This is a genomic window from Rhodobacter sp. SGA-6-6 (genome assembly GCF_011043545.1).
GTDB lineage: Bacteria > Pseudomonadota > Alphaproteobacteria > Rhodobacterales > Rhodobacteraceae > Pseudogemmobacter.
Genome location: NZ_JAAKGP010000002.1, coordinates 544,325 through 566,582 on the forward strand (window position 1 = coordinate 544,325; position 22,258 = coordinate 566,582).

The following is a 22,258-nucleotide window of genomic DNA, read 5'->3' on the forward strand; positions in this document are numbered from 1 at the left end:
GCGCCGCCTTGGCGCCGTTGGGGCCGATCCTGGTGCCCCCGATCGGGTCGGGGGCCCGGATCATCGGGGCGGCGCTGACGCCGCCCGCAGGATCAGAACTTCAGCCCGCCTTCGCGGGCCGCATCGGCCAGGGCCTTGATCTTGCCGTGGAAGAGGAAGCCGCCGCGGTCGAAGTAGCACTCCTCGACCCCGGCCTTCTTCGCCCGCTCGGCAATCGCCGCGCCGATCTTGGCCGCCGCTTCGACGTTGTTCTTGCCGACGACGCCGAGATCCTTCTCCAGCGACGAGGCAGCGGCAACGGTCACGCCCTTCACATCGTCGATCAGCTGGACCGAGATGTTCTTGGACGAGCGGTGGACCGACAGGCGCAGACGGCCATGGGCCGTGGCCTTGATCTTGTTCCGCACGCGCAGGCGGCGCTTGAGGAACAGCTCTCTTTTGGTGTTCGCCATTTCTTTCGCGCCCCTTACTTCTTCTTGCCTTCCTTGCGGAAGATATACTCATCCTTGTAGCGGATGCCCTTGCCCTTGTAGGGCTCCGGCTGCTTCCACTCGCGGATGTTCGCGGCGACCTGGCCGACCAGCTGCTGGTCGATGCCTTCCACCACGATCTCGGTCGGCTTCGGGGTCGCGACGGTCACGCCCTTCGGAACCTCGAAGTTCACTTCGTGGGAATAGCCGACCGACAGCTTCAGGACATTGCCCTGCATGGCCGCGCGGTAGCCGACGCCCTGGATTTCCATCTCTTTCTTGAAGCCGGTGGTGACGCCGGTCACAAGGTTCTGGATCATCGAGCGGGTCATCCCCCACTGGGCGCGGGCGCGCTTGGACAGGCCACGCGGGGCGACCTTCACGGCATCGCCCTCGATGGTCACGGTCACGTCGTCGCCAGCGGTGAAGGAACGGGTGCCTTTCGGACCCTTCACCTCGATGGTCTGGCCCGAGATCGAGGCGGAAGAGCCTTTCACCAGGGTCACGGGTTTCTTGCCGATACGGGACATGGAACCCTCCTCAGAACACGGTGCAAAGCACTTCGCCGCCGACATTGGCAGCGCGTGCATTCGCATCCGACATCACGCCCTTCGGCGTGGAGATGATGGACACACCCAGGCCGTTGCGGACCGAGGGAATATCCTTGACGCCCATATACACCCGGCGGCCCGGCTTCGACACGCGCTTGACTTCGCGGATCACCGGCTCGCCTTCGTAGTATTTCAGGCTGATCTCGAATTCGCCCTGGCCGTTGGCCGTGGGCTTCTTCTCGTAGCCGCGGATGTAGCCTTCCGACAGCAGCACTTCCAGAACGCGGGCGCGCAGCGCCGAGGCGGGCGAGGCCACCACCGACTTGCCGCGCATCTGCGCGTTGCGGATGCGGGTCAGCATATCGCCGAGAGGATCGTTCACAGACATATTCCGGTCCTCCTTACCAGCTCGACTTCACCATGCCGGGGATCTGGCCGAAGGAGGCCAGTTCGCGCAGCATGATCCGCGACAGTTTCAGCTTACGGTAGTAAGCGTGGGGACGGCCCGTCAGCTGGCAGCGGTTGTGCACGCGCACGGCCGACGAGTTGCGGGGCATCTCGGCCAGTTTCAGAGTCGCGGCGAAGCGCTCTTCGATCGGCTTCGACTGGTCGTAGACAACCGCCTTGAGGGCGGCCCGCTTGGCGGCGTGCTGCTTCACCAGCTTGGCGCGCTTGACCTCGCGGTTCACCATGGATTTCTTTGCCATTTGTCAGGTTCCTCGGGATCAGGCGTTGAAGGGCATGTTGAACAGCTTCAACAGCGCCTTGCCTTCCGCGTCGGTCTTCGCGGTGGTGCAGATGATGATGTCCATGCCAAGGATCTCGTCCACCTTGTCGAAGTCGATCTCGGTGAAGACGATATGTTCCTTGAGGCCCATGGCGAAGTTGCCACGGCCGTCGAACGAGGGCTTCACGCCGCGGAAGTCGCGGACGCGCGGCAGCGCCACGTTGATCAGACGGTCGAGGAATTCATACATCCGGTCGCCGCGCAGCGTGACCTTGCAGCCGAGCGGCATCTCTTCCCGGACCCGGAAGCCGGCGATCGACTTCTTGGCCTTGGTGATGACGGCCTTCTGGCCGGCAATCTGGCCCAGTTCCTCGGAGGCCTGCTTGACCTTCTTGGTGTCCTTGACCGCCTCGCCGACGCCCATGTTCAGGACGATCTTGTCCAGACGCGGGATCTGCATGTCGTTCTTGTAGCCGAACTCTTCCTTCATCGCCGCGCGCAGCTTGGACTGGTAGGCGGCTTTCAGGCGCGGGGTGTAAGTGGCTTGATCCAGCATCAGAGGACCTCCCCGGTGGTCTTGGCGAAGCGCACCTTCTTGTCGCCTTCCATGCGGAAGCCGACGCGGGTGGCCTTGCCGTCCTTGTCCATCAGCGCCAGGTTCGACAGGTCGATGGGCATGGCCTTGGCCAGGCGCCCGCCCTGCGAGGCGGCGGATTGCTTGGTGTGGCGGATGGCGACGTTCACGCCTTCCACGACGGCCTTGTTGTCCTTGGGCATGACCTGGGTGATCTCACCCTTCTTGCCCTTGTCCTTGCCGGCCAGCACGACGACGGTGTCGCCCTTCTTCAGCTTCGCAGCCATGTCACAGCACCTCCGGCGCCAGCGAGATGATCTTCATGAAGTTCTTCGCCCGCAGCTCGCGCACGACCGGCCCGAAGATACGGGTGCCCACCGGCTCGCCCTGGTTGTTCAGGATGACGGCGGCGTTGCGGTCGAAGCGGATGGCGGTGCCGTCTTCACGGCGGACTTCCTTGGCGGTGCGCACGACGACGGCCTTGCGGACGTCACCCTTCTTCACGCGGCCCTTCGGAATCGCCTCCTTCACCGACACCACGATGATGTCGCCGACCGAGGCATAGCGGCGGTGCGAGCCGCCCAGAACCTTGATGCACTGCACCCGGCGTGCGCCGGAGTTGTCAGCTACATCCAGATTCGTCTGCATCTGGATCATTGGTTTACTCCCGACCTTTGGGGACCGTTCTCCTGGCCCCAGGGTTTCGATTGACGGAAGACGGCGGACCTTGGCTTACGCCTCGGTCACGACCGTCCAGCGTTTGGTTTTCGAGATCGGCGCGCATTCTTCGATACGCACGGTATCGCCGACCTTGAACTTGTTCTCCGCGTCATGGGCGCGGTATTTCTTCGACTTGCGGACGGTCTTCTGCAGCAGCGGGTGCTTGAAGCGGCGTTCCACGAGAACGGTGATCGTCTGCTCGTTCTTGTCCGAGGTGACGGTGCCCGTCAGGATACGTTTCGGCATTGTCGGGTCCCCTTACTTCGCCGCTTCGGCGGCCTTCTGGGCCAGCACGGTCTTGATGCGGGCCACGTCGCGGCGCACGGCGCGCATCCGGGCGGTGTTCTCCAGCTGGTTGGTCGCCTTCTGGAAGCGCAGGTTGAACGCCTCCTTCTTCAGGGCGACCAGGCTGTCCTTCAGCTGGTCGGGGGTCTTGGTCTTCAGTTCCTTGGCGTCCATTGCGCCTTCTTCCTTTCACAATCGCCAGACGGCCCCTGGAACAGGGTCACCGAGGACCTGGCGGATCAATGACGAGCCGACGAGTCCGAGTCGCCCCGGAATCGCGGATGCGTCCCTCTACAGGCGAAGCAGGGCGGGGGCAAGGGAAATCGCCGGGGCCGGGGCGGCGCCTTTCCGCCGAGGGGGGAAAGACCGGCGATCTGTCCCGTGCGCATTATTTCGGCCGCCCTGTAGGCTCTGGCATCGCCGGGCCGGCGCGTCAAGCGCCGGCCCCTGTATCATGGGAAGGAGTATGTCATGTCCATTCTGAAGAAGGGCCTCAAGGGCGCGCCGGTCAAGCGGCTGCAGGAGAAGCTGGGCGTCGCCGCCGACGGCGATTTCGGCCCCGGCACCGAGAAGGCGCTGAAGGAGTTCCAGAAGTCCAAGGGCCTGGCCGTGGACGGCATCGCCGGGCCGGACACCTTCACCGCCATCGGCCTGCCCGAGCTGGTGCTGCTGCGCCGGGGCCTCAAGGGCGCGCAGGTCAGAAAGCTGCAGGAAGCGCTCGGCATTGCAGCCGACGGCGCCTTCGGCCCGGCGACCGAGAAGGCGGTGATCGAGTTCCAGATCCGCAACGGGCTCGAGGTCGACGGCCTCGCCGGACCCGAGACACTGGCGAAGGCCGGCGTCGCGGGCTTCACCGCCGCCACCGTCGCGGCCGCCGTCGTGAAGGCCGACGAGCAGCATTTCGAAAGCGAGGCCATGCCCGAGATGAAGGACAATGCCGTGGTGTCGGCATCTTCCTCTTCCGCGGGCAAGTCGGTCGACCAGATCGCGGCCGAGATGAAGGAGACGGTGCAGAAGCTGGCCGCCGCCAGCAAACCCGCCGCCGCGCCCGCGGCCAAGTCGGCCGAAGAGGTCGCGGCCGAGATGAAGGCGACCGTGGAGGCCCTGGCCAAGGCCAAGCCCGCTCCGGCGCCGAAGCAATCGGTCTGGGGCAAGGTCAAGGGCTGGTTCTGACCGGCCCAAGGCGGGGCTTCGCGCCCCGCCTGCTTTCCGGCTTTGCCTTTCCCCGCCGGTATGTCAGTATCTGCCATGATCCGACATATGGGGCCGCCATGCCGAACGTTCACCTGACCCGCCAGATGCAGGAATATGCCGAGGCCCAGATCGAATCCGGCGCCTATGCAAACCTGTCCGAAGTGGTGCGCGCCGGGATGCGCCAGCTGATGGAGAAGGACCGCGCCCGCGCCTTCCTCGCGCTGAAGGCGGAGCTGGAGGAAGCTCTGGCCGAGGCCGAAGCAGGGGACTACGAAGAATTCGATCCAGTCGCCTATGAGCCTGACGCCTTTCGCTGATGCGCGCCAAGCTTACCCGCGCGGCGCGGCGCGACCTCGATGCCATTCGCAGGTTCACCGTCGAAACCTGGGGCCGGGATCAGTGGCTGCGCTATTTCGCCGGCCTGTCGGCCGCCTTCGAGCGTATTGCCAGGGATGGCCGATGCGGCCGCCCGCGGGATGCTCTGAACAAGGGCATGAGGTCCTTGGCCCATGACCAACACGTCATCTTCTTCAACCCGATCCGCCATGCGGGCGGCGCGGTTGTGATCCTGCGGATCGTTCACCAGCGCCGCAACCTCGACGCGCTTTCGTTCACCGAGGACCTGGAAGACTAAGCCCAGCCGTAGTTGAAGCTGACGCTGATCCGGTCCTCCTCGGCCATGTTCATCGGCACTTCGTGCCGCAGCCAGCTTTCCCACAGCAGCACCTCGCCCACCTCCGGCGTGACATAGACGAAGGGCCGCAGCTCTTGCGGCGCGTCCTTCCGGCGCAGGGGCGCGTGCATCATCATCGCATGGCGCGGGTCTTCCAGCTTCAGCGCCGAGGTGCCCTCGGGCATCGCCACATAGGTGGTGCCGGAGATCACCGAATGCGGGTGGATGTGGCTGGAATGGGTGCCGCCCTCGGGCAGGATGTTGATCCACAGCGCATTGCATTTCAGCTTCCGCCCCTGCAGGTCGAAGGCCAGTTCCTCGCAGAAGGTGGCGACATGCTTGTCGATGGCCTTCTCCAGATCGGCGAAGACCGGCGACCGCCAAGTCAGGTCGGCCAGCGAGGAATAGGAGGTATAGCCGGGATAGCCATGCTCTTCGCACCAGGCCTGCCCGGCCTCGTCCTCCTCGGCGATCATCTCGCAGGAGGCACGGAGGTCTTCGTAATCCACCTTCTTCCGCGCCAGCCCGTTGAGTTTGGCGCGGTAAAGGCGGGTGACGAAAAGCGAGGCGATCTCGGCCATGGGAGCATCCTTCCGCTGGATGCCCTGCCCTAGCAGCGCCGGGCGCGGACGGGAAGGCCCTTGCGGCCGGGAATCTCCTGCTCGCTGTCCTGGCGAAGGCCATCGCCTTCGCCAAGGCGCACCATTTCAACCAGACCGGCCGGGTGCCCAAAGCACCCGGCCAGCGCCCGCCCCGCCCTCGGCGGGCGCTTCTCGCCCGCCGGGTCGGGCGCTGGCCTCTCGCGGTTCAGGGCTGCCAGCGTTTCCGGGTGATCCGCCACGCACGGGCGGGGGCGAGGCAATGCCTCGCCTTCTCCCGCCCGGCCAAGCCTTGGGCTTTCCAGAACCGACTCCGCCCTCTCCTACCCCCTGCGGGCCGCGTCGATCTTCGCCACGTCGATCTTCTGCATCGTCATCATCGCGGCGAAGGCGCGGCGCGCCTCCTCGCCGCCGGCGGCCATCGCCTCGGTCAGGGTGCGCGGGGTGATCTGCCAGGACAGGCCCCAGCGGTCCTTGCACCAGCCGCAGTCGCTTTCCTTGCCGCCGTTGCCGACGATGGCGTTCCAGTAGCGGTCGGTCTCCTCCTGATCCTCGGTCATGATCTGGAACGAGAAGGCCTCGCTCTGCGGAAACACCGGCCCGCCGTTCAGCCCCATGCAGGGGATGCCGGCGACGATGAAATCCACCGTCAGCACGTCGCCCTTCTTGCCGGACGGGTAGTCGTCCGGGGCGACATGCACCCCGGTGACGCGGCTGTCGGGGAAGGTCTCGGCATAGAAGCGGGCGGCGGCCTCGGCCTCCCGGTCGAACCAGAGGCAGATGGTGTTCTTGGCGATGCTCATGGCTTTTCCTTTCCGGTTTTCCCCTCGCGCCCTGCCGCGAGGGTAACATGACCCGGCCCTGCCGGTTCCCGGAAATCGGGGCGCCCGGAAAAGCAAAGGCCCCCGCCGTCTCCGGCGGGGGCCTTGCAGGGCGGGGATTACCCCGCCGGACTTACCAGTCTTCCTTCGCCACGATCCGGGTCGTGACCGGCAGCTTCATCGCGCCGAGACGCAGCGCCTCGCGCGCGATCTCCTCGCTGACGCCGTCGATCTCGAACATGATCCGGCCGGGCTGGACGCGGGCGGCCCAGAAATCGACCGAGCCCTTGCCCGAGCCCATCCGCACCTCGACCGGCTTGGTCGAGACCGGAACGTCCGGGAAGATGCGGATCCAGACCCGGCCCTGACGCTTCATGTGGCGGGTGATCGCGCGGCGGGCCGCCTCGATCTGCCGTGCGGTGACGCGCTCGGGCTCGGTCGCCTTCAGGGCGAAGGAGCCGAAGTTGAGAAGGAAACCGCCCTTGGCCTCGCCATGGATGCGGCCCTTGTGCATCTTGCGATACTTGGTGCGCTTCGGTTGCAGCATTGTCCTCTACTCCTTACGCGCGCTCGCGGTCGCGGCGGGGGCCGCGTGGCGCGGGGCCGTCCGCAGCTTCCGCCAGACGACGGTCATGCGCCTGCGGATCATGCTCAAGGATCTCGCCCTTGAAGATCCAGACCTTCACGCCGATGATCCCATAGGGGGTTTCGGCTTCCGACAGCGCATAGTCGATGTCGGCCCGCAGGGTATGCAGCGGCACGCGGCCTTCGCGATACCATTCGGTCCGGGCGATTTCCGCGCCGCCGAGGCGGCCGCCGACGTTCACCCGGATACCCAGGGCACCCATCCGCATCGCGTTCTGCACGCCGCGCTTCATGGCGCGACGGAAGGAGACGCGGCGCTCCATCTGCTGGGCGATGGACTCGGCCACCAGTTGGGCGTCGATCTCGGGCTTGCGCACCTCGACGATGTTGAGGTGCAGTTCCGACTTCGTGAACGCGGCAAGCTTCTTGCGCAGCGTCTCGATGTCGGCGCCCTTCTTGCCGATGATCACGCCCGGGCGGGCGGTGTGGATCGTCACCCGGCACTTCTTGTGCGGGCGCTCGATGATCACGCGGCTGACGCCGGCCTGCTTGGCTTCCTTGTGGATGAACTCGCGCATCCGCAGGTCTTCCAGCAGGAGGTTGCCGTAGTCCTTCGATTCGGCGAACCAGCGGCTGTCCCAGGTGCGGTTGACCTGGAGACGCATACCGATCGGATTGACCTTCTGACCCATTATGCCGACTCCCCGGTCTGACGAACCTTGATGGTGATCTCGCTGAACGGCTTCATGATCTTGCCGAACCGGCCGCGCGCCCGCGGACGGCCGCGCTTCATCACCAGGTTCTTGCCGACCCAGGCTTCCGCCACCACGAGGCTGTCCACGTCAAGACCGTGGTTGTTCTCGGCATTGGCGATGGCCGACTGCAGGCACTTCTTCACCTCGCCGGCGATGCGGCGCTTGGAGAAGGTCAGGTCGCTGAGGGCCTTTTCCACCTTCTTGCCGCGGATCAGGCCCGCGACCAGGTTCAGCTTCTGCGGCGAGGTGCGCAGCATCCGCGCCACGGCCATCGCCTCGTTGTCCGCCACGCGGCGGGGGTTCTTTTCCGCACCCATGGCTTACTTCCTCTTGGCTTTCTTGTCGGCGGCGTGACCGTAGTAGGTCCGCGTCGGCGAATATTCACCGAACTTCTGGCCGATCATCTCTTCGGTCACGGCGACCGGGACGTGTTTCTTGCCGTTGTAGACCCCGAAGGTGAGGCCGACGAACTGCGGCAGGATGGTGGAACGGCGCGACCAGATCTTGATCACTTCGTTCTTGCCCGAAGCGCGCGCGGTCTCTGCCTTTTTCAGGACATAGCCGTCGACGAACGGGCCTTTCCATACGGAACGGGACATGGATCAGCGCCCTTTCTTCTTGGCGTGACGCGACCGGACAATCATCTTGTCGGTGGTCTTGTTCGTGCGGGTGCGGTTCCCTTTGGTGCCCTTGCCCCACGGGGTAACCGGGTGACGGCCGCCCGAGGTGCGGCCTTCGCCGCCGCCGTGCGGGTGGTCGATCGGGTTCATGGCGACGCCGCGCACCGTCGGGCGGATGCCCTTGTAGCGCATCCGGCCCGCCTTGCCGAAGTTCTGGTTCGAGTTGTCGGGGTTCGACACCGCGCCGATGGTCGCCATGCATTCCTGACGGACCAGACGCAGCTCGCCCGAGGACAGCCGGATCTGCGCGTAGGAGCCGTCACGGCCGACGAACTGGGCATAGGTGCCGGCGGCGCGCGCCAGCTGGCCGCCCTTGCCGGGCTTCAGCTCGACGTTGTGGACGATGGTCCCGATCGGCATCCCCGAGAAGGGCATGGCGTTGCCGGGCTTCACGTCGACCTTGGCGCCGGCGACGACACTGTCGCCCACGGCCAGGCGCTGCGGCGCCAGGATATAGGCCAGCTCGCCGTCATTGTATTTCACGAGCGCGATGAACGCGGTGCGGTTCGGGTCGTATTCGATCCGTTCCACAGTCGCGGGCAGGTCCCACTTGCGGCGCTTGAAGTCCACCACGCGGTAGAGGCGCTTGGCCCCGCCGCCTTGGTGGCGCATGGTGATCCGTCCGGTGTTGTTGCGGCCGCCATGGCTCTGCAAACCCTCGGTGAGGGCTTTGACAGGCCGGCCTTTCCACAGCTCCGAACGGTCGATCAGAACCAGCCCGCGCTGGCCAGGCGTCGTCGGCTTATACGACTTGAGTGCCATGATTACTGTCTTCCGTTTGCTTCAGGACCATGAGGTCCGGGGTATAGGGCGCCGAAGCTCCCCGGTGGAACCCGGGCCCGGATTTTCGTCGAAAATCCGCATCCGGGGTAAAACCAGACGGCCCCGGAGTGCCGGGGCCGCCAGATTCGCGCGGCTTCTATCAGAGGCCGGTCGAAACGTCGATGGTGTTTCCCTCTTCGAGGGTCACATAGGCCTTCTTCTTGTCGCTGCGCTCGCCCGCGCGGCCGCGGAAGCGCTTCGCCTTGCCCTTGGTGATGGTGGTGTTCACCGCCTTCACCTTGACGCCGAAGACGCCCTCCACCGCCGCCTTGATCTGCGGCTTGGTGGCGTCCATGGCGACCTCGAAGACCACGGCGCCGGCTTCCGAGGCCATGGTGGCCTTCTCGGTGATCACCGGCTTCTTGATCAGGTCGTAATGCTCGGGTTTCGCAGTCATTTCAGTCGGGCCTCCAGGGCTTCGACACCCGCCTTGGTGATCACCAAGATGTCACGCTTCAGGATGTCATAGACGTTGGCGCCGATGGTCGGCAGCACGTCGATGCCTTCGACGTTGCGGGCGGCCAGCGCGAAGTTCGCGTCCACCGTCGCGCCGTCGATCACCAGCACGCGCTTCCAGCCCAGTTCCTTCGCGGTCCTGGCCAGCTGCGCGGTCTTGGCTTCCGCCAGCGCGATCGTGTCGACGATCACCAGCTCGCCGGCCTTGGCCTTGGCGCTCAGCGCGTGGCGCAGGCCGAGGGCGCGGAACTTCTTCGGCAGGTCATGGGCGTGGCTGCGGGGCGTCGGCCCCTTGTAGACGCCGCCGTGACGGAAGATCGGCGCCTTCTTGGAGCCGTGGCGTGCGCCGCCGGTGCCCTTCTGGCGATAGATCTTCTTGGTCGAGTAGCTGACGTCCGACTTGCCCAGCACCGAATGGGTGCCGGCCTGGGCCTTGGCCCGCTGCCAGCGCACCACGCGGTGCAGGATGTCGGCGCGCGGCTCCAGGCCGAACAGCGCCTCGTCCAGATCGATGGAGCCGGCCTTCTTGCCGTCCAGCTTGATCACATCGAGTTTCATGCTTCACCCCCTTCGGCAGCCACTTCGGCGGCCGGAGCAGCAGCGGCGGCAGCGCGGATCGCGGCCGGACGCGGCGCGTCCTTGGCTTCCGGCTTCTTCACCGCATCCTTGATCGTGACCCAGCCGCCGGCAGCACCGGGGACCGAGCCCTTGACCATGATCAGCCCGCGGTCGGAATCGGTGCGCACGACCTGCAGGTTCTGCGTGGTCACGCGGACCGAGCCCATGTGGCCGGCCATCTTCTTGCCCTTGAACACCTTGCCGGGGTCCTGGCACTGGCCGGTCGAGCCGTGCGAGCGGTGCGAGACCGACACGCCGTGCGAGGCCCGCAGACCGCCGAAGTTGTGCCGCTTCATGCCGCCGGCGAAGCCTTTACCGATGGAGGTGCCGGCGATATCGACGAACTGGCCCGCCAGATAGTGGTCGGCGGTGATCTCGGCGCCCACGTCGATCAGGCAGTCCGGGGTGACCCGGAACTCGGCCAGCTTGCGCTTCGGCGCCACGTTCGCCTTGGCGAAGTGACCGCGCTGCGCCGCGGTGGTGCGTTTGGCCTTGGCCGCGCCCGCGCCCAGCTGGACGGCGGTGTAGCCATCCTTCTCGGCGGTGCGCTGCGCCACGACCTGCAGCCCGTCCAGTTGCAGGACGGTGACGGGAACCTGCTTCCCGTCTTCCATGAACAGCCGGGTCATGCCCAGCTTCCTTGCGATGACTCCAGAGCGCATCTTTCCCGCTCCTTACACTTTGATTTCGACGTCGACGCCGGCGGCCAGGTCGAGCTTCATCAGCGCGTCCACGGTCTGCGGGGTCGGATCGACGATGTCGAGAAGACGCTTGTGCGTCCGGATTTCCCACTGGTCGCGCGACTTCTTGTCGATGTGCGGACCGCGGAGAACGGTGAACTTCTCGATCTTGTTCGGCAGCGGGATCGGGCCGCGCACCTGCGCGCCGGTCCGCTTGGCGGTGTTGACGATTTCCTGCGTCGAGGCATCCAGGACGCGGTAATCGAAGGCTTTCAGCCTGATGCGGATGGTCTGGCCTTGCATCGTGTTGGTTTCCTTCGGGGTTCTTCAAAAGGACAGGGCGCGCGGACCCGCGCACCCTGCCGGTTCAGTCTCAGGCGATGATCTTGGACACCACGCCCGCGCCGACGGTCCTGCCGCCTTCGCGGATGGCGAAGCGCAGCTTCTCTTCCATCGCGATCGGCGCGATCAGCTCCACCTCGAACTTCAGGTTGTCGCCCGGCATCACCATCTCGGTGCCTTCCGGCAGCTGCACGGTGCCCGTCACGTCCGTCGTGCGGAAGTAGAACTGCGGACGGTAGTTGGCGAAGAACGGCGTGTGGCGGCCGCCCTCTTCCTTGGTCAGGATATAGGCCTCGGCCTCGAACTTGGTGTGCGGCTTCACCGAGCCGGGCTTGCACAGCACCTGCCCGCGCTCCACCCCGTCACGGTCCACGCCGCGCAGCAGCGCGCCGATGTTGTCGCCCGCCTCGCCGCGGTCCAGCAGCTTGCGGAACATCTCGACGCCGGTGCAGACCGACTTCTTGGTGTCGCGGATGCCCACGATCTCCACCTCGTCGCCGACGTTGATCACGCCGCGCTCGACCCGGCCGGTCACAACCGTGCCGCGGCCCGAGATCGAGAACACGTCCTCGATCGGCATCAGGAACGGCTGGTCGACCGCACGCGCCGGGGTCGGGATATACTCGTCCACCGCCTTCAAGAGCGCCCGCACCGAGTCTTCCCCGATGTCCTTGCGCTCGCCGATCAGCGCCTGGTGGGCCGAGCCCTTGATGATCGGGATGTCGTCGCCCGGGTAGTCGTAGGACGACAGCAGCTCGCGCACTTCCATCTCGACCAGCTCAAGCAGTTCCGGGTCGTCGACCAGGTCCACCTTGTTCATGTAGACCACCATGTAGGGGATGCCCACCTGGCGGCCCAGCAGGATGTGCTCGCGCGTCTGCGGCATCGGGCCGTCCGAGGAGGCCACCACCAGGATCGCGCCGTCCATCTGCGCCGCACCCGTGATCATGTTCTTCACGTAGTCGGCGTGGCCGGGGCAGTCGACATGGGCGTAGTGGCGGTTCTCGGTCTCGTATTCCACGTGCGCCGTCGAGATCGTGATCCCGCGGGCCCGCTCTTCCGGCGCGCCGTCGATCTGGTCATACGCCTTGAACTCGCCGAAATACTTCGTGATCGCCGCCGTCAGCGTCGTCTTCCCGTGGTCAACGTGGCCAATCGTGCCGATGTTGACGTGCGGTTTCGTCCGTTCAAACTTTGCCTTTGCCATGGGGGCAACTCCTCGTTCGGTTGTCGGTGATGCCGGGGGACCCCCGGCCTACGGGGTGGTAGGGCGGGGTTCACCCCGCCGCACCGTCATGCGTATTTCTTCTGGATCTCTTGCGAGATGTTGTCCGGCACGGCGTCGTAATGGTCGAACTGCATCGTGAACACCGCCCTACCGCTCGTCATCGAACGCAGGGTGTTGATGTAGCCGAACATGTTGGCCAGCGGCACCATCGAGTTGATGACGTTGGCGTTGCCGCGGCTGTCCTGCCCGGTGACCATGCCCCGACGCGAGGTCAGGTCGCCGATCACGCCGCCGGTGTATTCCTCGGGCGTCACCACCTCGACCTTCATGATCGGTTCCAGCAGCTTCGCGCCGGCTTTCTTCAGGCCCTCGCGCATGGCTGCCCGGGTGGCGATCTCGAAGGCCAGGACCGAGGAGTCGACATCGTGGAAGGCCCCGTCGACCAGCGCCACCTTGAAGTCGATCACCGGGAAGCCCGCCAGCGGACCGGAGTCCATGACCGACTTGATGCCCTTCTCGACGCCGGGGATGTATTCCTTCGGCACCGCGCCGCCGACGATCTTCGATTCGAAGGAATAGCCTTCGCCCGGTTCCGTCGGGGAGATCTGCAGCTTGACGCGGGCGAACTGGCCCGTGCCGCCGGTCTGCTTCTTGTGGGTGTAGTCGATCTCGTGCGGCTGGCTGATGGTTTCCCGATAGGCCACCTGCGGGGCGCCGATGTTCGCCTCGACCTTGAACTCGCGCCGCATGCGGTCGACGAGGATGTCGAGGTGAAGTTCGCCCATGCCCTTCATGATGGTCTGGCCGGATTCGAAGTTGGTCTCGACGCGGAAGGACGGGTCCTCGGCGGCCAGGCGAGCGAGGGCGATGCCCATCTTCTCCTGGTCGGCCTTCGACTTCGGCTCCACCGCGATCTCGATCACCGGCTCGGGGAAGGTCATGGTTTCCAGCACCACCGGCTTGGACGGATCGCAGAGCGTATCCCCGGTGGTGGTTTCCTTCAGACCCGCCAGCGCGATGATGTCGCCCGCGAAGGCTTCTTCGATTTCCTCACGCTGGATGGCGTGCATCATCATCATCCGGCCGACGCGCTCGCGCTTGCCCTTGGTCGAGTTCATCATCTGGTCGCCCTTCTTCAGGACGCCCGAATAGATGCGGGTGAAGGTCAGCGAGCCGACGAAGGGGTCGTTCATGATCTTGAACGCCAGCGCCGAGAAGGGCTCCGCGTCATCGGGCTTGCGCTCGATGTTGCGGGTCTCGGTCTCGTCGCCGGGGGCGAAGCCGACGTAGGGCGGGATGTCCAGCGGCGAGGGCAGATAGTCCACCACCGCGTTGAGCAGCGCCTGCACGCCCTTGTTCTTGAAGGCGGAACCGCCCAGGACCGGAACGAAGGCCATCGCCAGCGTGCCCTTGCGGATCAGCGCGCGCAGCTCGTCCTGGCTGGGCTCCTTGCCCTCCAGATAGGCTTCCATCGCGGCGTCGTCCTGCTCGACCGCCAGTTCCACCAGGGTGGAGCGGCGGGTGGCAGCCTCGTCCTTCAGGCCGTCGCGGATCGGACGGTGGACCCAGGTCGCGCCGACGTCATCGCCTTCCCAGACCCATTCTTCCATGGTCACCAGGTCGACGATGCCTTCCAGCTTGTCCTCGGCGCCGATCGGGAAAGCGATCGGGGCCGTGGTGGCGCCGGTGCGATCCTTGATCATGTCCAGGCACTTCTGGAAGTCGGCGCCGATCTTGTCCATCTTGTTGACGAAGACGATGCGCGGCACCTTGTAGCGGTCGGCCTGACGCCAGACGGTTTCCGTCTGCGGCTCCACGCCGGCATTGCCGTCCAGAAGGCAGACCGCGCCGTCGAGCACCGCCAGCGAGCGTTCGACCTCGATGGTGAAGTCGACGTGGCCGGGGGTGTCGATGATGTTGAAGCGGTGCTTCTTCGAGGTCGGTTCCTTGCCGTCGTAGGTCTTTTCCCAGAACGTCGTGGTCGCGGCCGAGGTGATGGTGATGCCCCGCTCCTGCTCCTGCTCCATCCAGTCCATGGTCGAGGCGCCGTCATGCGTCTCGCCCATCTTGTGGTTCTTGCCGGTGTAGAACAGGATCCGCTCGGTCGTGGTGGTCTTGCCCGCGTCGATGTGGGCCATGATCCCGAAGTTGCGGTAGAGGTTCAGCGGATATTCGCGTGCCATGTTGTCCTCTTACCAGCGGTAATGGCTGAACGCCTTGTTCGCGTCCGCCATCTTGTGGGTGTCTTCGCGCTTCTTCACCGCGGTGCCGCGGTTGTTCACCGCGTCGGCCAGTTCGGCGGCCAGGCGCTCTTCCATGGTGTTCTCGTTGCGCTTGCGGGCGGCGGTGATCAGCCAGCGGATCGCCAGCGCCTCGCGGCGCTCGGTGCGGACTTCGACCGGAACCTGGTAGGTCGCACCGCCGACGCGGCGGCTGCGCACCTCGACCGAGGGCTTCACGTTGTCGAGGGCTTCGTGGAAAGCCTCGATCGGGGCGCGCTTCAGGCGGCTCTCGACGCGGGTCAGCGCGCCGTAGACGATCGACTCGGCGACGGATTTCTTGCCGTCGAGCATCAGGTTGTTCATGAACTTGGTCAGGACGCGGTCGCCATACTTGGCGTCCGGGAGAATTTCGCGCTTCTCTGCGGCGTGACGACGGGACATCTGCTGTTACCTCACTTCGGACGCTTGGCGCCGTATTTCGAGCGGCGCTGACGACGGTCTTTGACGCCCTGGGTATCCAGAACGCCGCGCAGGATGTGGTAACGCACACCCGGAAGGTCTTTCACCCGGCCGCCGCGGATCAGCACGACGCTGTGTTCCTGCAGGTTGTGCTTCTCGCCGGGGATGTAGCTGATCACCTCGAAGCCGTTGGTCAGCCGCACCTTGGCGACTTTCCGCATGGCCGAGTTCGGCTTCTTCGGGGTGGTGGTGTAGACGCGGGTGCAGACCCCGCGCTTCTGCGGGCAGGATTCCAGGTGCTGCGACTTGGACTTCCGCACGTTCGCTTCCCGGGGCTTCCGGATCAGCTGTTGAATCGTCGGCATTCACGTTCCTCGTTTCGATACTCGCACCCATGCCTTGTGGTGCGCCGCTTCTCGACCATGCCTTGCGCGAATCGCAAAACACGAACACCGCCCCCACCGCCCAACGGACGGTGACGCGGTGGACTTCCAGAGGATCGGGGCGGGAAGCCCGGATCATGACCACTTCAAGCGCTCTGACCCCGGAAAAAGGAATCCTCCCTGCCCAAGGTGAGGCGGGCTATAGGGGGAGTCGCAGGGGTTGTCAACTGCGGGTCCGGGGGCGCGGCCTCCGCCGGCGCCGTCAAGATTTCCGCGCAGAAACCGTCCTCCGCCGCAGCGCGCGTTCCCGCATCAGCGTGAAGATCCCCGCCCCCACCACGATGGTGGCGCCGAGCAGCGTCCAGCCGTCCGGCAGGTTGCCGAAGATCGCATAGCCCAGCACGATCGCCCATAGCAGAGACGTATAGCGGAACGGCGCCACCAGCCCGATGTCGCCATGCCGCATCGCGGTGACCGAACTCAGGTAGCCGACGATCAGGAACAGCCCCGCGCCGAGGACCTTGCCGCCGTCCGGGCCGGTCATCGGCTGCCAGCCCTCGGCCGCGGTGCCGATCCAGCCCATCACCGCCACCGCCACCGCCGCACCCAGGGCCACCAGCGCCGAGGGCACCTGTCCCTGCAACGGCCGCACCGACAGGTCGCGCACCACCACGAAGGCCACCGAGGCCAGCCCCAGCAGGGCATAGCGGTCGAAGCCCTCGGTCCCCGGCCGGATGATCATCATCACCCCGGCGAAGCCGACCAGGATCGCCGTCATCCGCCGCCAGCCGATCTTGTCGCCGTAGACCAGTGCCGCGGCCAGCGTCACCGCCAGCGGCAGCACCTGCAGGATCGCCGACAGGTTCGCCAGCGGCATGTGCAGGAGCGCGGTCAGGAACAACAGCGTCGAGACCACGTCGGCCAGCGACCGCAACAGGATCAGCCAGCCGTCCTTGCGCGGCAGCCGGTAGCGGAAGGCCCCCGTCGCCCAGGCCAGCAGGCCGAGGCCCGCGACCGAGATCACCCCGCGCAGCGCGATGGCCTGATAGAGCGGCAGCGTCCGGGTCACATCCTTCATGAAGGTGTCGTTGATGGTGAAAGCCGCCATCGACAGGCACATGAAAAGGATGCCCCGCAAATTCTCGGATACCGGCACCTGGATTTCCCCTTCCCTCGGCCCTTGGCTATCAGGCGGCACCGGCGGGCGGAAGCCCCCTCGCCTTGCCGCCCGGATTAGGCAGCACCTAACCGACAGCAAGGGAGAAATTGGTTTTCCCTATCCAGAGTCTCCCATACATGCTTTGGCCTGAAGCCACCCCAAGGGACAGGGAGAGCGGAATGAGCGTCGAGACCATCCACACGCTGATCGTCGGCGGCGGCCAGGCCGGCATCGCCATGAGCGAACATCTCTCCGACCGCGGCATCGACCATCTGGTGCTGGAGCGCGACCGGCTGGCAGAGAAGTGGCGGACCGGCCGCTGGGACAGCCTGGTCGCCAACGGCCCGGCCTGGCACGACCGCTTCCCCAACCTCAGCTTCGAGGGCGTCGATCCCTATGCCTTCGCCCCCAAGGACCGCATCGTCGAATATTTCGAGGACTATGCCCGGCGGATCAGGATGCCCATCCGCTGCGGCGTCACGGTGAACGCGGTGACGCAACTGCCCGATGGCCGCTTCCGCGCCGAGACCAGCGAGGGCGTGTTCGAGGCCAGGAACATCGTCTCCGCCACCGGCCCGTTCCAGAAGCCGGTGATCCCGCCGCTGGTGCCCGAGGAGGCCGGGCTGGTCCAGATCCATTCCGCCGACTACAAGAACCCCGGCCAGTTGCCCGAAGGCGCGGTGCTGGTGGTGGGCGCCGGCTCCTCCGGCGTGCAGATCGCCGATGAACTCCTGCGCGCCGGCCGCAAGGTCTTTCTCTCGGTCGGCCCGCACGACCGCCCGCCGATCCGCTACCGCGGGCGGGATTTCGTCTGGTGGCTGGGGGTGCTCGGCAAATGGGACATGCCGGTGATGGCGCCGGGAACGGAACACGTCACCATCGCCGTCTCCGGCGCCCGCGGCGGCAAGACCGTCGACTTCCGCGACCTCGCCGCCCGCGGCATGGGGCTGGTCGGCCGGGCCGAGGGCTGGCGCGACGGCAAGCTGACCTTCGCCGGCGACCTTGCCGCGAACATCCAGGCGGGGGATGCCAACTACCTCTCGGTGCTGGACGAGGCGGACGCCTATCTGGAGGCGAACGGCATCGACCTGCCGCAGGAACCGGAAGCGCGGAAGATCGGGCCGCTTCCCGCCTGCGCGACGACCCCGGTGCGGGAACTGGACGTGAAGGCCGAAGGCATCGCCTCGATCATCTGGGCCACCGGTTATGCGCTGGATTTCTCCTGGCTGCAGGTCCCGGCCTTCGACGACAAGGGCCGCCCCGCCCACGACAAGGGCGTGGCCAGGGTGCCCGGACTTTATTTCGTCGGCATGTCCTGGCTGTCCTGCCGCGCCTCCGCCTTCATCTGGGGCGCCTGGCGCGACGCAAGGCGGCTGGCGGGACATATCGCCGAGCGGGGGTAGTCTGAGAGCGGGCGGGAACAGGCGAGGCACTGCCTCGCCCCCGCCCGTGCGCGGCGGCTGCACCCGGAGACGGTGGCAGTCCTTAACCCCGAGAGGCCAGCGCCCGACCCGGCGGGCGAGAAGCGCCCGCCGAGGGCGGGGCGGGCGCTGGCCGGGCCTTTGGGGCCCGGCCGGGACAAGGGGAAGCGTTGCGCTGTGGCGAAGGCACGCGCCTTCGCCAAGAAGCCGAAGCCGTCCGGCGAGAGCAGAAGCCGACACCTGTTGAAGCCCATCTCCAGCAATCGTCGGCCCCTTCCCTGCCTCGGCGCTTGAATTCCGGCCCGGCATTCCGTATGTCGCCAGCCGACCCCGGAATCCTGAAAGGCGGAAAGCCCATGGCCCGCACCAACCCCCTCCAGTTCATGCAGCAGGTCCGCGGCGAGGTGGCCAAGATCCACTGGCCGTCCCGCCGCGAGGTGATGCTGACCACGGTCATGGTCTTCATCCTCGCCGCCCTTGCCGCAACCTTCTTCAGCCTGGTCGACCTGGCGATCCGCACCGGCCTGCGGCTGATCTTCGGCGCCTGAGGGCCGAAGGGGCGGCCCGCCTGGCGCTTGCCCCTTGATCAATCGGTCGGCACCGGCTAATCCCCGGGCCAACCAAAGGACAACCGGCGCGCATCGATTCGGGGTGCGCGCTGTTTTTTGTTCCGGGCAAAAGACGACGGGGCGATCCGGTCCCGCAAGGCAGAAGGTGAAGTGAGGCCATGGCAAAGCGCTGGTATTCGGTAAGCGTCCTCTCGAATTTCGAGAAGAAGATTGCCGATCAGATCAAGACTGCCGTGGAAGACGCCGGTCTGCAGGACGAGATCGACGAAGTGCTGGTGCCCACCGAAGAGGTGATCGAGGTGCGCCGCGGCAAGAAGGTGACCTCGGAACGCCGCTTCATGCCGGGCTATGTGCTGGTCCACATGGAAATGTCGAACCGCGGCTACCACCTGATCAGCTCGATCAACCGCGTCACCGGCTTCCTCGGCCCGCAGGGCAAGCCGATGCCGATGCGCGACGCCGAGGTCAACGCGATCCTGAACCGGGTCGAAGAGGGCGAGGCGCAGCCGCGCAACCTGATCCGCTTCGACATCGGCGAGAAGGTCAAGGTCACCGACGGGCCCTTCGAGGGCTTCGACGGAATGGTCGAGGAAGTGGACGAGTCGCACAGCCGGCTGAAGGTCTCGGTCTCGATCTTCGGGCGGGCGACGCCCGTCGAACTGGAATTCACCCAGGTCTCGAAAGAGGCCTGAGGCGAAGCGCGTGGGAGGCGAGCCCCCTTCGGGGCGGCGGACCGGACCACTAAACCGCGCCAGAGGGCGCTGTGAGAAGGAGTAGGCCAGATGGCCAAGAAAGTCGCAGGCAGCCTCAAGCTGCAGATCAAGGCGGGTCAGGCGAACCCGTCGCCGCCCGTCGGCCCGGCCCTGGGTCAGCGCGGGCTGAACATCATGGCCTTCGTCAAGGAGTTCAACGCGAAGTCGGCGGACCTGCCGCCCGGCACGCCGACCCCGACGATCATCACCTATTACGTCGACAAGTCGTTCAGCATGGAGCTGAAGACGCCGCCGGCCTCGTTCCTGGTGAAGGAAGCCGCCGGCCTGAAGCCGCAGGGCAAGCGCAACCGCACCAAGGGCTCGGCCAAGCCGGGCCGCGAAGTGGCGGGCACGATCAGCGCGGCGCAGGTCCGCAAGATCGCCGAGACCAAGATGAAGGACCTCAACGCCAACACCGTCGAGGCGGCGATGAACATCATCCTTGGCGCTGCCAAGTCCTGCGGCATCGAAGTGAAGGGCTGATCATCATGGCCAAGATCGCAAAGCGCGTGAAGAAGGCGCAGGAAGCCTTTGCCGGCAAGTCCAACCTCTCGGTCGAGGACGCCGTCAAGCTGGTGAAATCCGCGGCTTCGGCGAAATTCGACGAAACCGTCGAGATCGCGATGAACCTGGGCGTCGACCCCCGCCATGCCGACCAGATGGTCCGCGGCGTCTGCCTGCTGCCGAACGGCACCGGCAAGACCGTGCGCGTGGCCGTCTTCGCCCGCGGCGCCAAGGCCGATGAGGCCAAGGCGGCGGGTGCCGACATCGTCGGCGCCGAGGACCTGCTGGAAACCATCCAGGGCGGCAAGATCGAGTTCGACCGCTGCATCGCCACCCCGGACCTGATGCCGCTGGTCGGCCGTCTGGGCAAGATCCTGGGCCCGCGCAACCTGATGCCGAACCCCAAGGTCGGCACCGTGACGATGGACGTTAAATCCGCCGTCGAGGCCGCCAAGGGCGGCGAGGTGCAGTTCAAGGTCGAGAAGGCCGGCGTCATCCATGCCGGCATCGGCAAGGTGAGCTTCGCCGAGGACAAGCTGGCCGAGAACGTGCGCGCCTTCGTGGACGCCGTGACCCGGGCCAAGCCCTCGGGGGCCAAGGGCGCCTATGTGAAGAAGGTCTCGCTCTCCTCGACCATGGGTCCGGGCGTGTCGGTGGACCTGGCGACGACCGCGCAGGCGTGACCCGCCGCGGTGGGGCCCCGGCCCCACCCAACGAATTCCCGCGGCCCTCGGGCCAAGGGATGGCGGGGCGAAGGGGAGAGATCCTTTAGCCCCGTCCTGTCCGAGACGGCGGGTGGCGCGCAAACGCCTTAATATCCTGCCCGAGATGGGGAACGAGACGATCTCGCCTTCGGGCGGTCTTGCCTTCGGAACCCTGAAACGGACCGAAACGCCCCTGCAAGGGGGCAGAAGTGAGCCGGGGGAAACCCCAATCTTGGAGTGGAACTGTGGATAGAGCCGCAAAAGAGAAAGTGGTCGAGGAACTCGGCCAGATCTTCGAAAGCTCTGGCGTCGTGGTGGTAGCCCACTACGCGGGAATGACGGTTGCACAGATGCAGGACCTGCGCGCGAAGCTGCGCGACGTGGGTGGGTCCGTGCGCGTTGCCAAGAACACGCTCGCCAAGATCGCCCTGGAAGGCAAGCCGGCCGCGAAGATGGCCGACCTGCTGACGGGCATGACCGTGCTGTCCTTCACCGAAGACCCCGTGGCTGCGGCCAAGGTCTGCGACGCCTATGCCAAGGGGAACGAGAATTTCGTGATCCTCGGCGGGGCGATGGGCGACACGATCCTGGACAAGGCCGGTGTGAAAGCCGTGGCCTCGATGCCGTCGCGTGAAGAGCTGATCGCTCAGATCGTGTCCTGCATCGGTGCGCCCGCCTCGAACATCGCCGGTGCCATTGGCGCGCCTGCTTCGAACATCGCAAGCATCCTGTCGACCATCGAGGAGAAGGCCGCGGCCTGACCCTCGCGTCTCGCGCGGGGGTTGTCCCCGCGTCGTTGGAACCCCATCTGAACTTACGGAAAGCAAAAATGGCTGATCTGAACAAACTCGCCGAAGACATCGTCGGTCTGACCCTTCTGGAAGCCCAGGAACTGAAGACCATCCTGAAGGACAAGTATGGCATCGAGCCGGCCGCCGGTGGCGCCGTCATGATGGCTGCCGGTCCGGCCGCCGCGGCTGAAGCCGTGGAGGAAAAGACCGAGTTCGACGTCGTCCTGACCGACGCCGGCGCCAACAAGATCAACGTGATCAAGGAAGTGCGCGCGATCACCGGCCTGGGCCTGGTGGAAGCCAAGAACCTGGTCGAAGCCGGCGGCAAGGTGAAGGAAGGCGCTTCCAAAGCCGACGCCGAGGCGATGAAGAAGAAGCTCGAAGAGGCTGGCGCCAAGGTCGAGCTGAAGTAATCGGACGGTGCGGGACTTCCCGCTTCGCTGATTTCCGGCTGGGGACGGATCCTTCCGTCCCCAGCCAAATCGCGTCTTGAAAGGGGCTTTCGGGGAAAGCG

At 65.9% G+C, this 22,258-nt stretch carries 35 protein-coding genes; 10 read left to right on the top strand and 25 right to left on the bottom strand.

Going from position 1 to position 22,258, the window contains the following annotated elements; all coding sequences use genetic code 11:
* Positions 1-92: 92 nt before the first annotated feature.
* The 9 genes from rplR to rpmC all read right to left on the bottom strand — a co-directional run bounded on the left by rplR (position 93) and on the right by rpmC (position 3,501).
* The gene (gene rplR, locus G5B31_RS06015; RefSeq protein ID WP_165014548.1) at positions 93-452 is read right to left on the bottom strand and encodes a 50S ribosomal protein L18; all 360 of its coding nucleotides are present in this window, start codon (positions 450-452) and stop codon (positions 93-95) included.
* A gap of 14 nt (positions 453-466) precedes the next feature.
* Positions 467-1,000, bottom strand: coding sequence for a 50S ribosomal protein L6 (rplF, locus tag G5B31_RS06020; RefSeq protein WP_165014551.1), 534 nt, complete (start codon positions 998-1,000; stop codon positions 467-469).
* Between the two features lie 10 nt (positions 1,001-1,010).
* Entirely contained in the window at positions 1,011-1,409 is a 399-nt protein-coding gene (gene rpsH / locus G5B31_RS06025; protein WP_205911808.1) for a 30S ribosomal protein S8, read from the bottom strand.
* Positions 1,410-1,422: 13 nt separating this feature from the next.
* On the bottom strand, positions 1,423-1,728 hold the full coding sequence (gene rpsN, locus G5B31_RS06030; protein ID WP_165014554.1) for a 30S ribosomal protein S14: 306 nt from the start codon (positions 1,726-1,728) through the stop codon (positions 1,423-1,425).
* Between the two features lie 18 nt (positions 1,729-1,746).
* Positions 1,747-2,304, bottom strand: a complete 558-nt coding sequence (rplE, locus tag G5B31_RS06035; protein WP_165014557.1) for a 50S ribosomal protein L5 — start codon at positions 2,302-2,304, stop codon at positions 1,747-1,749.
* The gene (gene rplX / locus G5B31_RS06040; RefSeq protein ID WP_165014559.1) at positions 2,304-2,609 is read right to left on the bottom strand and encodes a 50S ribosomal protein L24; all 306 of its coding nucleotides are present in this window, start codon (positions 2,607-2,609) and stop codon (positions 2,304-2,306) included. Before rplX ends, rplE begins: the two co-directional genes overlap by 1 nt.
* 1 nt (position 2,610) lies before the next feature.
* A complete protein-coding gene (gene rplN, locus G5B31_RS06045) occupies positions 2,611-2,979 on the bottom strand; it encodes a 50S ribosomal protein L14 (protein WP_013066055.1) in 369 nt (122 codons plus the stop codon).
* Positions 2,980-3,054: 75 nt separating this feature from the next.
* Positions 3,055-3,288 (bottom strand): 30S ribosomal protein S17, encoded by a 234-nt coding sequence (rpsQ, locus tag G5B31_RS06050; protein ID WP_165014562.1) that lies wholly within the window; start codon positions 3,286-3,288, stop codon positions 3,055-3,057.
* A gap of 12 nt (positions 3,289-3,300) precedes the next feature.
* Positions 3,301-3,501, bottom strand: a complete 201-nt coding sequence (rpmC, locus tag G5B31_RS06055) for a 50S ribosomal protein L29 (protein WP_165014565.1) — start codon at positions 3,499-3,501, stop codon at positions 3,301-3,303.
* A gap of 297 nt (positions 3,502-3,798) precedes the next feature.
* Between rpmC and G5B31_RS06060 the strand changes: the two genes are divergently transcribed.
* From G5B31_RS06060 to G5B31_RS06070, 3 genes are all read left to right on the top strand, one after another.
* Positions 3,799-4,500: a peptidoglycan-binding protein gene (locus G5B31_RS06060; RefSeq protein WP_165014568.1), complete on the top strand. Its 702-nt coding sequence runs from the start codon at positions 3,799-3,801 to the stop codon at positions 4,498-4,500.
* 98 nt (positions 4,501-4,598) lie between these two features.
* A complete protein-coding gene (locus tag G5B31_RS06065; RefSeq protein WP_165014571.1) occupies positions 4,599-4,838 on the top strand; it encodes a type II toxin-antitoxin system ParD family antitoxin in 240 nt (79 codons plus the stop codon).
* Entirely contained in the window at positions 4,838-5,155 is a 318-nt protein-coding gene (locus G5B31_RS06070) for a type II toxin-antitoxin system RelE/ParE family toxin (RefSeq protein ID WP_165014574.1), read from the top strand. The genes G5B31_RS06065 and G5B31_RS06070 overlap by 1 nt, the downstream gene beginning before the upstream one ends.
* On the opposite strand, the gene G5B31_RS06075 is transcribed toward G5B31_RS06070, so the two are convergent.
* The 16 genes from G5B31_RS06075 to G5B31_RS06150 form a co-directional block, all read right to left on the bottom strand.
* The gene (locus G5B31_RS06075) at positions 5,152-5,775 is read right to left on the bottom strand and encodes a TIGR02466 family protein (protein WP_165014577.1); all 624 of its coding nucleotides are present in this window, start codon (positions 5,773-5,775) and stop codon (positions 5,152-5,154) included. The genes G5B31_RS06070 and G5B31_RS06075 overlap by 4 nt on opposite strands.
* A gap of 341 nt (positions 5,776-6,116) precedes the next feature.
* Positions 6,117-6,596: a VOC family protein gene (locus tag G5B31_RS06080; protein ID WP_165014580.1), complete on the bottom strand. Its 480-nt coding sequence runs from the start codon at positions 6,594-6,596 to the stop codon at positions 6,117-6,119.
* A 151-nt stretch (positions 6,597-6,747) separates the two neighbouring features.
* Entirely contained in the window at positions 6,748-7,161 is a 414-nt protein-coding gene (gene rplP, locus G5B31_RS06085) for a 50S ribosomal protein L16 (RefSeq protein WP_165014583.1), read from the bottom strand.
* Positions 7,162-7,174: 13 nt separating this feature from the next.
* Positions 7,175-7,891: a 30S ribosomal protein S3 gene (gene rpsC / locus G5B31_RS06090; RefSeq protein ID WP_165014586.1), complete on the bottom strand. Its 717-nt coding sequence runs from the start codon at positions 7,889-7,891 to the stop codon at positions 7,175-7,177.
* The gene (gene rplV / locus G5B31_RS06095; protein WP_165014589.1) at positions 7,891-8,271 is read right to left on the bottom strand and encodes a 50S ribosomal protein L22; all 381 of its coding nucleotides are present in this window, start codon (positions 8,269-8,271) and stop codon (positions 7,891-7,893) included. The genes rpsC and rplV overlap by 1 nt, the downstream gene beginning before the upstream one ends.
* Before the next feature lie 3 nt (positions 8,272-8,274).
* A complete protein-coding gene (gene rpsS, locus G5B31_RS06100; protein WP_165014592.1) occupies positions 8,275-8,553 on the bottom strand; it encodes a 30S ribosomal protein S19 in 279 nt (92 codons plus the stop codon).
* A 3-nt stretch (positions 8,554-8,556) separates the two neighbouring features.
* The gene (gene rplB / locus G5B31_RS06105; protein WP_165014595.1) at positions 8,557-9,396 is read right to left on the bottom strand and encodes a 50S ribosomal protein L2; all 840 of its coding nucleotides are present in this window, start codon (positions 9,394-9,396) and stop codon (positions 8,557-8,559) included.
* Between the two features lie 160 nt (positions 9,397-9,556).
* Complete coding sequence (locus G5B31_RS06110; protein ID WP_165014599.1) at positions 9,557-9,853, bottom strand: 50S ribosomal protein L23; 297 nt, start codon at positions 9,851-9,853, stop codon at positions 9,557-9,559.
* The gene (rplD, locus tag G5B31_RS06115) at positions 9,850-10,470 is read right to left on the bottom strand and encodes a 50S ribosomal protein L4 (protein WP_165014602.1); all 621 of its coding nucleotides are present in this window, start codon (positions 10,468-10,470) and stop codon (positions 9,850-9,852) included. Before rplD ends, G5B31_RS06110 begins: the two co-directional genes overlap by 4 nt.
* Complete coding sequence (rplC, locus tag G5B31_RS06120; RefSeq protein WP_165014605.1) at positions 10,467-11,192, bottom strand: 50S ribosomal protein L3; 726 nt, start codon at positions 11,190-11,192, stop codon at positions 10,467-10,469. The genes rplD and rplC overlap by 4 nt, the downstream gene beginning before the upstream one ends.
* 12 nt (positions 11,193-11,204) lie before the next feature.
* Positions 11,205-11,513 (bottom strand): 30S ribosomal protein S10, encoded by a 309-nt coding sequence (rpsJ, locus tag G5B31_RS06125; RefSeq protein WP_023666234.1) that lies wholly within the window; start codon positions 11,511-11,513, stop codon positions 11,205-11,207.
* A gap of 70 nt (positions 11,514-11,583) precedes the next feature.
* Positions 11,584-12,759, bottom strand: a complete 1,176-nt coding sequence (gene tuf, locus G5B31_RS06130; RefSeq protein ID WP_165014608.1) for an elongation factor Tu — start codon at positions 12,757-12,759, stop codon at positions 11,584-11,586.
* 86 nt (positions 12,760-12,845) lie between these two features.
* The gene (fusA, locus tag G5B31_RS06135) at positions 12,846-14,963 is read right to left on the bottom strand and encodes an elongation factor G (RefSeq protein WP_165014611.1); all 2,118 of its coding nucleotides are present in this window, start codon (positions 14,961-14,963) and stop codon (positions 12,846-12,848) included.
* Positions 14,964-14,972: 9 nt separating this feature from the next.
* On the bottom strand, positions 14,973-15,443 hold the full coding sequence (gene rpsG, locus G5B31_RS06140) for a 30S ribosomal protein S7 (RefSeq protein WP_165014614.1): 471 nt from the start codon (positions 15,441-15,443) through the stop codon (positions 14,973-14,975).
* A gap of 11 nt (positions 15,444-15,454) precedes the next feature.
* Positions 15,455-15,826 carry a 30S ribosomal protein S12 gene (gene rpsL, locus G5B31_RS06145; protein WP_165014620.1) on the bottom strand — a complete coding sequence of 124 codons (372 nt, stop codon included), beginning with the start codon at positions 15,824-15,826 and terminating at the stop codon, positions 15,455-15,457.
* Between the two features lie 280 nt (positions 15,827-16,106).
* Entirely contained in the window at positions 16,107-16,952 is an 846-nt protein-coding gene (locus G5B31_RS06150) for a DMT family transporter (protein ID WP_240904303.1), read from the bottom strand.
* Positions 16,953-17,182: 230 nt separating this feature from the next.
* On the opposite strand from G5B31_RS06150, the gene G5B31_RS06155 reads away from it, so the two are divergent.
* From G5B31_RS06155 to rplL, 7 genes are all read left to right on the top strand, one after another.
* The gene (locus G5B31_RS06155; RefSeq protein ID WP_165014623.1) at positions 17,183-18,406 is read left to right on the top strand and encodes an NAD(P)/FAD-dependent oxidoreductase; all 1,224 of its coding nucleotides are present in this window, start codon (positions 17,183-17,185) and stop codon (positions 18,404-18,406) included.
* 374 nt (positions 18,407-18,780) lie between these two features.
* On the top strand, positions 18,781-18,972 hold the full coding sequence (gene secE / locus G5B31_RS06160; protein WP_165014626.1) for a preprotein translocase subunit SecE: 192 nt from the start codon (positions 18,781-18,783) through the stop codon (positions 18,970-18,972).
* A 179-nt stretch (positions 18,973-19,151) separates the two neighbouring features.
* Complete coding sequence (gene nusG / locus G5B31_RS06165; protein WP_165014629.1) at positions 19,152-19,685, top strand: transcription termination/antitermination protein NusG; 534 nt, start codon at positions 19,152-19,154, stop codon at positions 19,683-19,685.
* A gap of 90 nt (positions 19,686-19,775) precedes the next feature.
* Positions 19,776-20,228 (top strand): 50S ribosomal protein L11, encoded by a 453-nt coding sequence (gene rplK, locus G5B31_RS06170; protein WP_165014632.1) that lies wholly within the window; start codon positions 19,776-19,778, stop codon positions 20,226-20,228.
* Between the two features lie 5 nt (positions 20,229-20,233).
* The gene (gene rplA / locus G5B31_RS06175) at positions 20,234-20,932 is read left to right on the top strand and encodes a 50S ribosomal protein L1 (RefSeq protein WP_165014635.1); all 699 of its coding nucleotides are present in this window, start codon (positions 20,234-20,236) and stop codon (positions 20,930-20,932) included.
* Positions 20,933-21,198: 266 nt separating this feature from the next.
* The gene (gene rplJ / locus G5B31_RS06180; RefSeq protein WP_165014638.1) at positions 21,199-21,714 is read left to right on the top strand and encodes a 50S ribosomal protein L10; all 516 of its coding nucleotides are present in this window, start codon (positions 21,199-21,201) and stop codon (positions 21,712-21,714) included.
* Positions 21,715-21,782: 68 nt separating this feature from the next.
* Positions 21,783-22,157 (top strand): 50S ribosomal protein L7/L12, encoded by a 375-nt coding sequence (gene rplL, locus G5B31_RS06185; RefSeq protein WP_165014641.1) that lies wholly within the window; start codon positions 21,783-21,785, stop codon positions 22,155-22,157.
* Positions 22,158-22,258 lie beyond the last annotated feature (101 nt).

Coding starts and splice junctions, on each gene's coding strand:
- rpsQ (WP_165014562.1), bottom strand. CDS start 3,288: ATGCCGAAACGTATCCTGACGGGCACCGTCACCTCGGACAAGAACGAG.
- G5B31_RS06155 (WP_165014623.1), top strand. CDS start 17,183: ATGAGCGTCGAGACCATCCACACGCTGATCGTCGGCGGCGGCCAGGCC.
- rpsH (WP_205911808.1), bottom strand. CDS start 1,409: ATGTCTGTGAACGATCCTCTCGGCGATATGCTGACCCGCATCCGCAAC.
- rpmC (WP_165014565.1), bottom strand. CDS start 3,501: ATGGACGCCAAGGAACTGAAGACCAAGACCCCCGACCAGCTGAAGGAC.
- G5B31_RS06060 (WP_165014568.1), top strand. CDS start 3,799: ATGTCCATTCTGAAGAAGGGCCTCAAGGGCGCGCCGGTCAAGCGGCTG.
- rplL (WP_165014641.1), top strand. CDS start 21,783: ATGGCTGATCTGAACAAACTCGCCGAAGACATCGTCGGTCTGACCCTT.
- rplF (WP_165014551.1), bottom strand. CDS start 1,000: ATGTCCCGTATCGGCAAGAAACCCGTGACCCTGGTGAAAGGCTCTTCC.
- rpsJ (WP_023666234.1), bottom strand. CDS start 11,513: ATGCAAGGCCAGACCATCCGCATCAGGCTGAAAGCCTTCGATTACCGC.
- rpsG (WP_165014614.1), bottom strand. CDS start 15,443: ATGTCCCGTCGTCACGCCGCAGAGAAGCGCGAAATTCTCCCGGACGCC.
- rplE (WP_165014557.1), bottom strand. CDS start 2,304: ATGCTGGATCAAGCCACTTACACCCCGCGCCTGAAAGCCGCCTACCAG.
- G5B31_RS06150 (WP_240904303.1), bottom strand. CDS start 16,952: ATGGCGGCTTTCACCATCAACGACACCTTCATGAAGGATGTGACCCGG.
- rpsL (WP_165014620.1), bottom strand. CDS start 15,826: ATGCCGACGATTCAACAGCTGATCCGGAAGCCCCGGGAAGCGAACGTG.
- rpsC (WP_165014586.1), bottom strand. CDS start 7,891: ATGGGTCAGAAGGTCAATCCGATCGGTATGCGTCTCCAGGTCAACCGC.
- rplN (WP_013066055.1), bottom strand. CDS start 2,979: ATGATCCAGATGCAGACGAATCTGGATGTAGCTGACAACTCCGGCGCA.
- fusA (WP_165014611.1), bottom strand. CDS start 14,963: ATGGCACGCGAATATCCGCTGAACCTCTACCGCAACTTCGGGATCATG.
- G5B31_RS06110 (WP_165014599.1), bottom strand. CDS start 9,853: ATGACTGCGAAACCCGAGCATTACGACCTGATCAAGAAGCCGGTGATC.
- rplV (WP_165014589.1), bottom strand. CDS start 8,271: ATGGGTGCGGAAAAGAACCCCCGCCGCGTGGCGGACAACGAGGCGATG.
- rplK (WP_165014632.1), top strand. CDS start 19,776: ATGGCCAAGAAAGTCGCAGGCAGCCTCAAGCTGCAGATCAAGGCGGGT.
- tuf (WP_165014608.1), bottom strand. CDS start 12,759: ATGGCAAAGGCAAAGTTTGAACGGACGAAACCGCACGTCAACATCGGC.
- rplX (WP_165014559.1), bottom strand. CDS start 2,609: ATGGCTGCGAAGCTGAAGAAGGGCGACACCGTCGTCGTGCTGGCCGGC.
- nusG (WP_165014629.1), top strand. CDS start 19,152: ATGGCAAAGCGCTGGTATTCGGTAAGCGTCCTCTCGAATTTCGAGAAG.
- G5B31_RS06065 (WP_165014571.1), top strand. CDS start 4,599: ATGCCGAACGTTCACCTGACCCGCCAGATGCAGGAATATGCCGAGGCC.
- G5B31_RS06080 (WP_165014580.1), bottom strand. CDS start 6,596: ATGAGCATCGCCAAGAACACCATCTGCCTCTGGTTCGACCGGGAGGCC.
- rpsS (WP_165014592.1), bottom strand. CDS start 8,553: ATGTCCCGTTCCGTATGGAAAGGCCCGTTCGTCGACGGCTATGTCCTG.
- rplB (WP_165014595.1), bottom strand. CDS start 9,396: ATGGCACTCAAGTCGTATAAGCCGACGACGCCTGGCCAGCGCGGGCTG.
- rplC (WP_165014605.1), bottom strand. CDS start 11,192: ATGCGCTCTGGAGTCATCGCAAGGAAGCTGGGCATGACCCGGCTGTTC.
- G5B31_RS06070 (WP_165014574.1), top strand. CDS start 4,838: ATGCGCGCCAAGCTTACCCGCGCGGCGCGGCGCGACCTCGATGCCATT.
- secE (WP_165014626.1), top strand. CDS start 18,781: ATGGCCCGCACCAACCCCCTCCAGTTCATGCAGCAGGTCCGCGGCGAG.
- G5B31_RS06075 (WP_165014577.1), bottom strand. CDS start 5,775: ATGGCCGAGATCGCCTCGCTTTTCGTCACCCGCCTTTACCGCGCCAAA.
- rplD (WP_165014602.1), bottom strand. CDS start 10,470: ATGAAACTCGATGTGATCAAGCTGGACGGCAAGAAGGCCGGCTCCATC.
- rpsN (WP_165014554.1), bottom strand. CDS start 1,728: ATGGCAAAGAAATCCATGGTGAACCGCGAGGTCAAGCGCGCCAAGCTG.
- rplR (WP_165014548.1), bottom strand. CDS start 452: ATGGCGAACACCAAAAGAGAGCTGTTCCTCAAGCGCCGCCTGCGCGTG.
- rplA (WP_165014635.1), top strand. CDS start 20,234: ATGGCCAAGATCGCAAAGCGCGTGAAGAAGGCGCAGGAAGCCTTTGCC.
- rplP (WP_165014583.1), bottom strand. CDS start 7,161: ATGCTGCAACCGAAGCGCACCAAGTATCGCAAGATGCACAAGGGCCGC.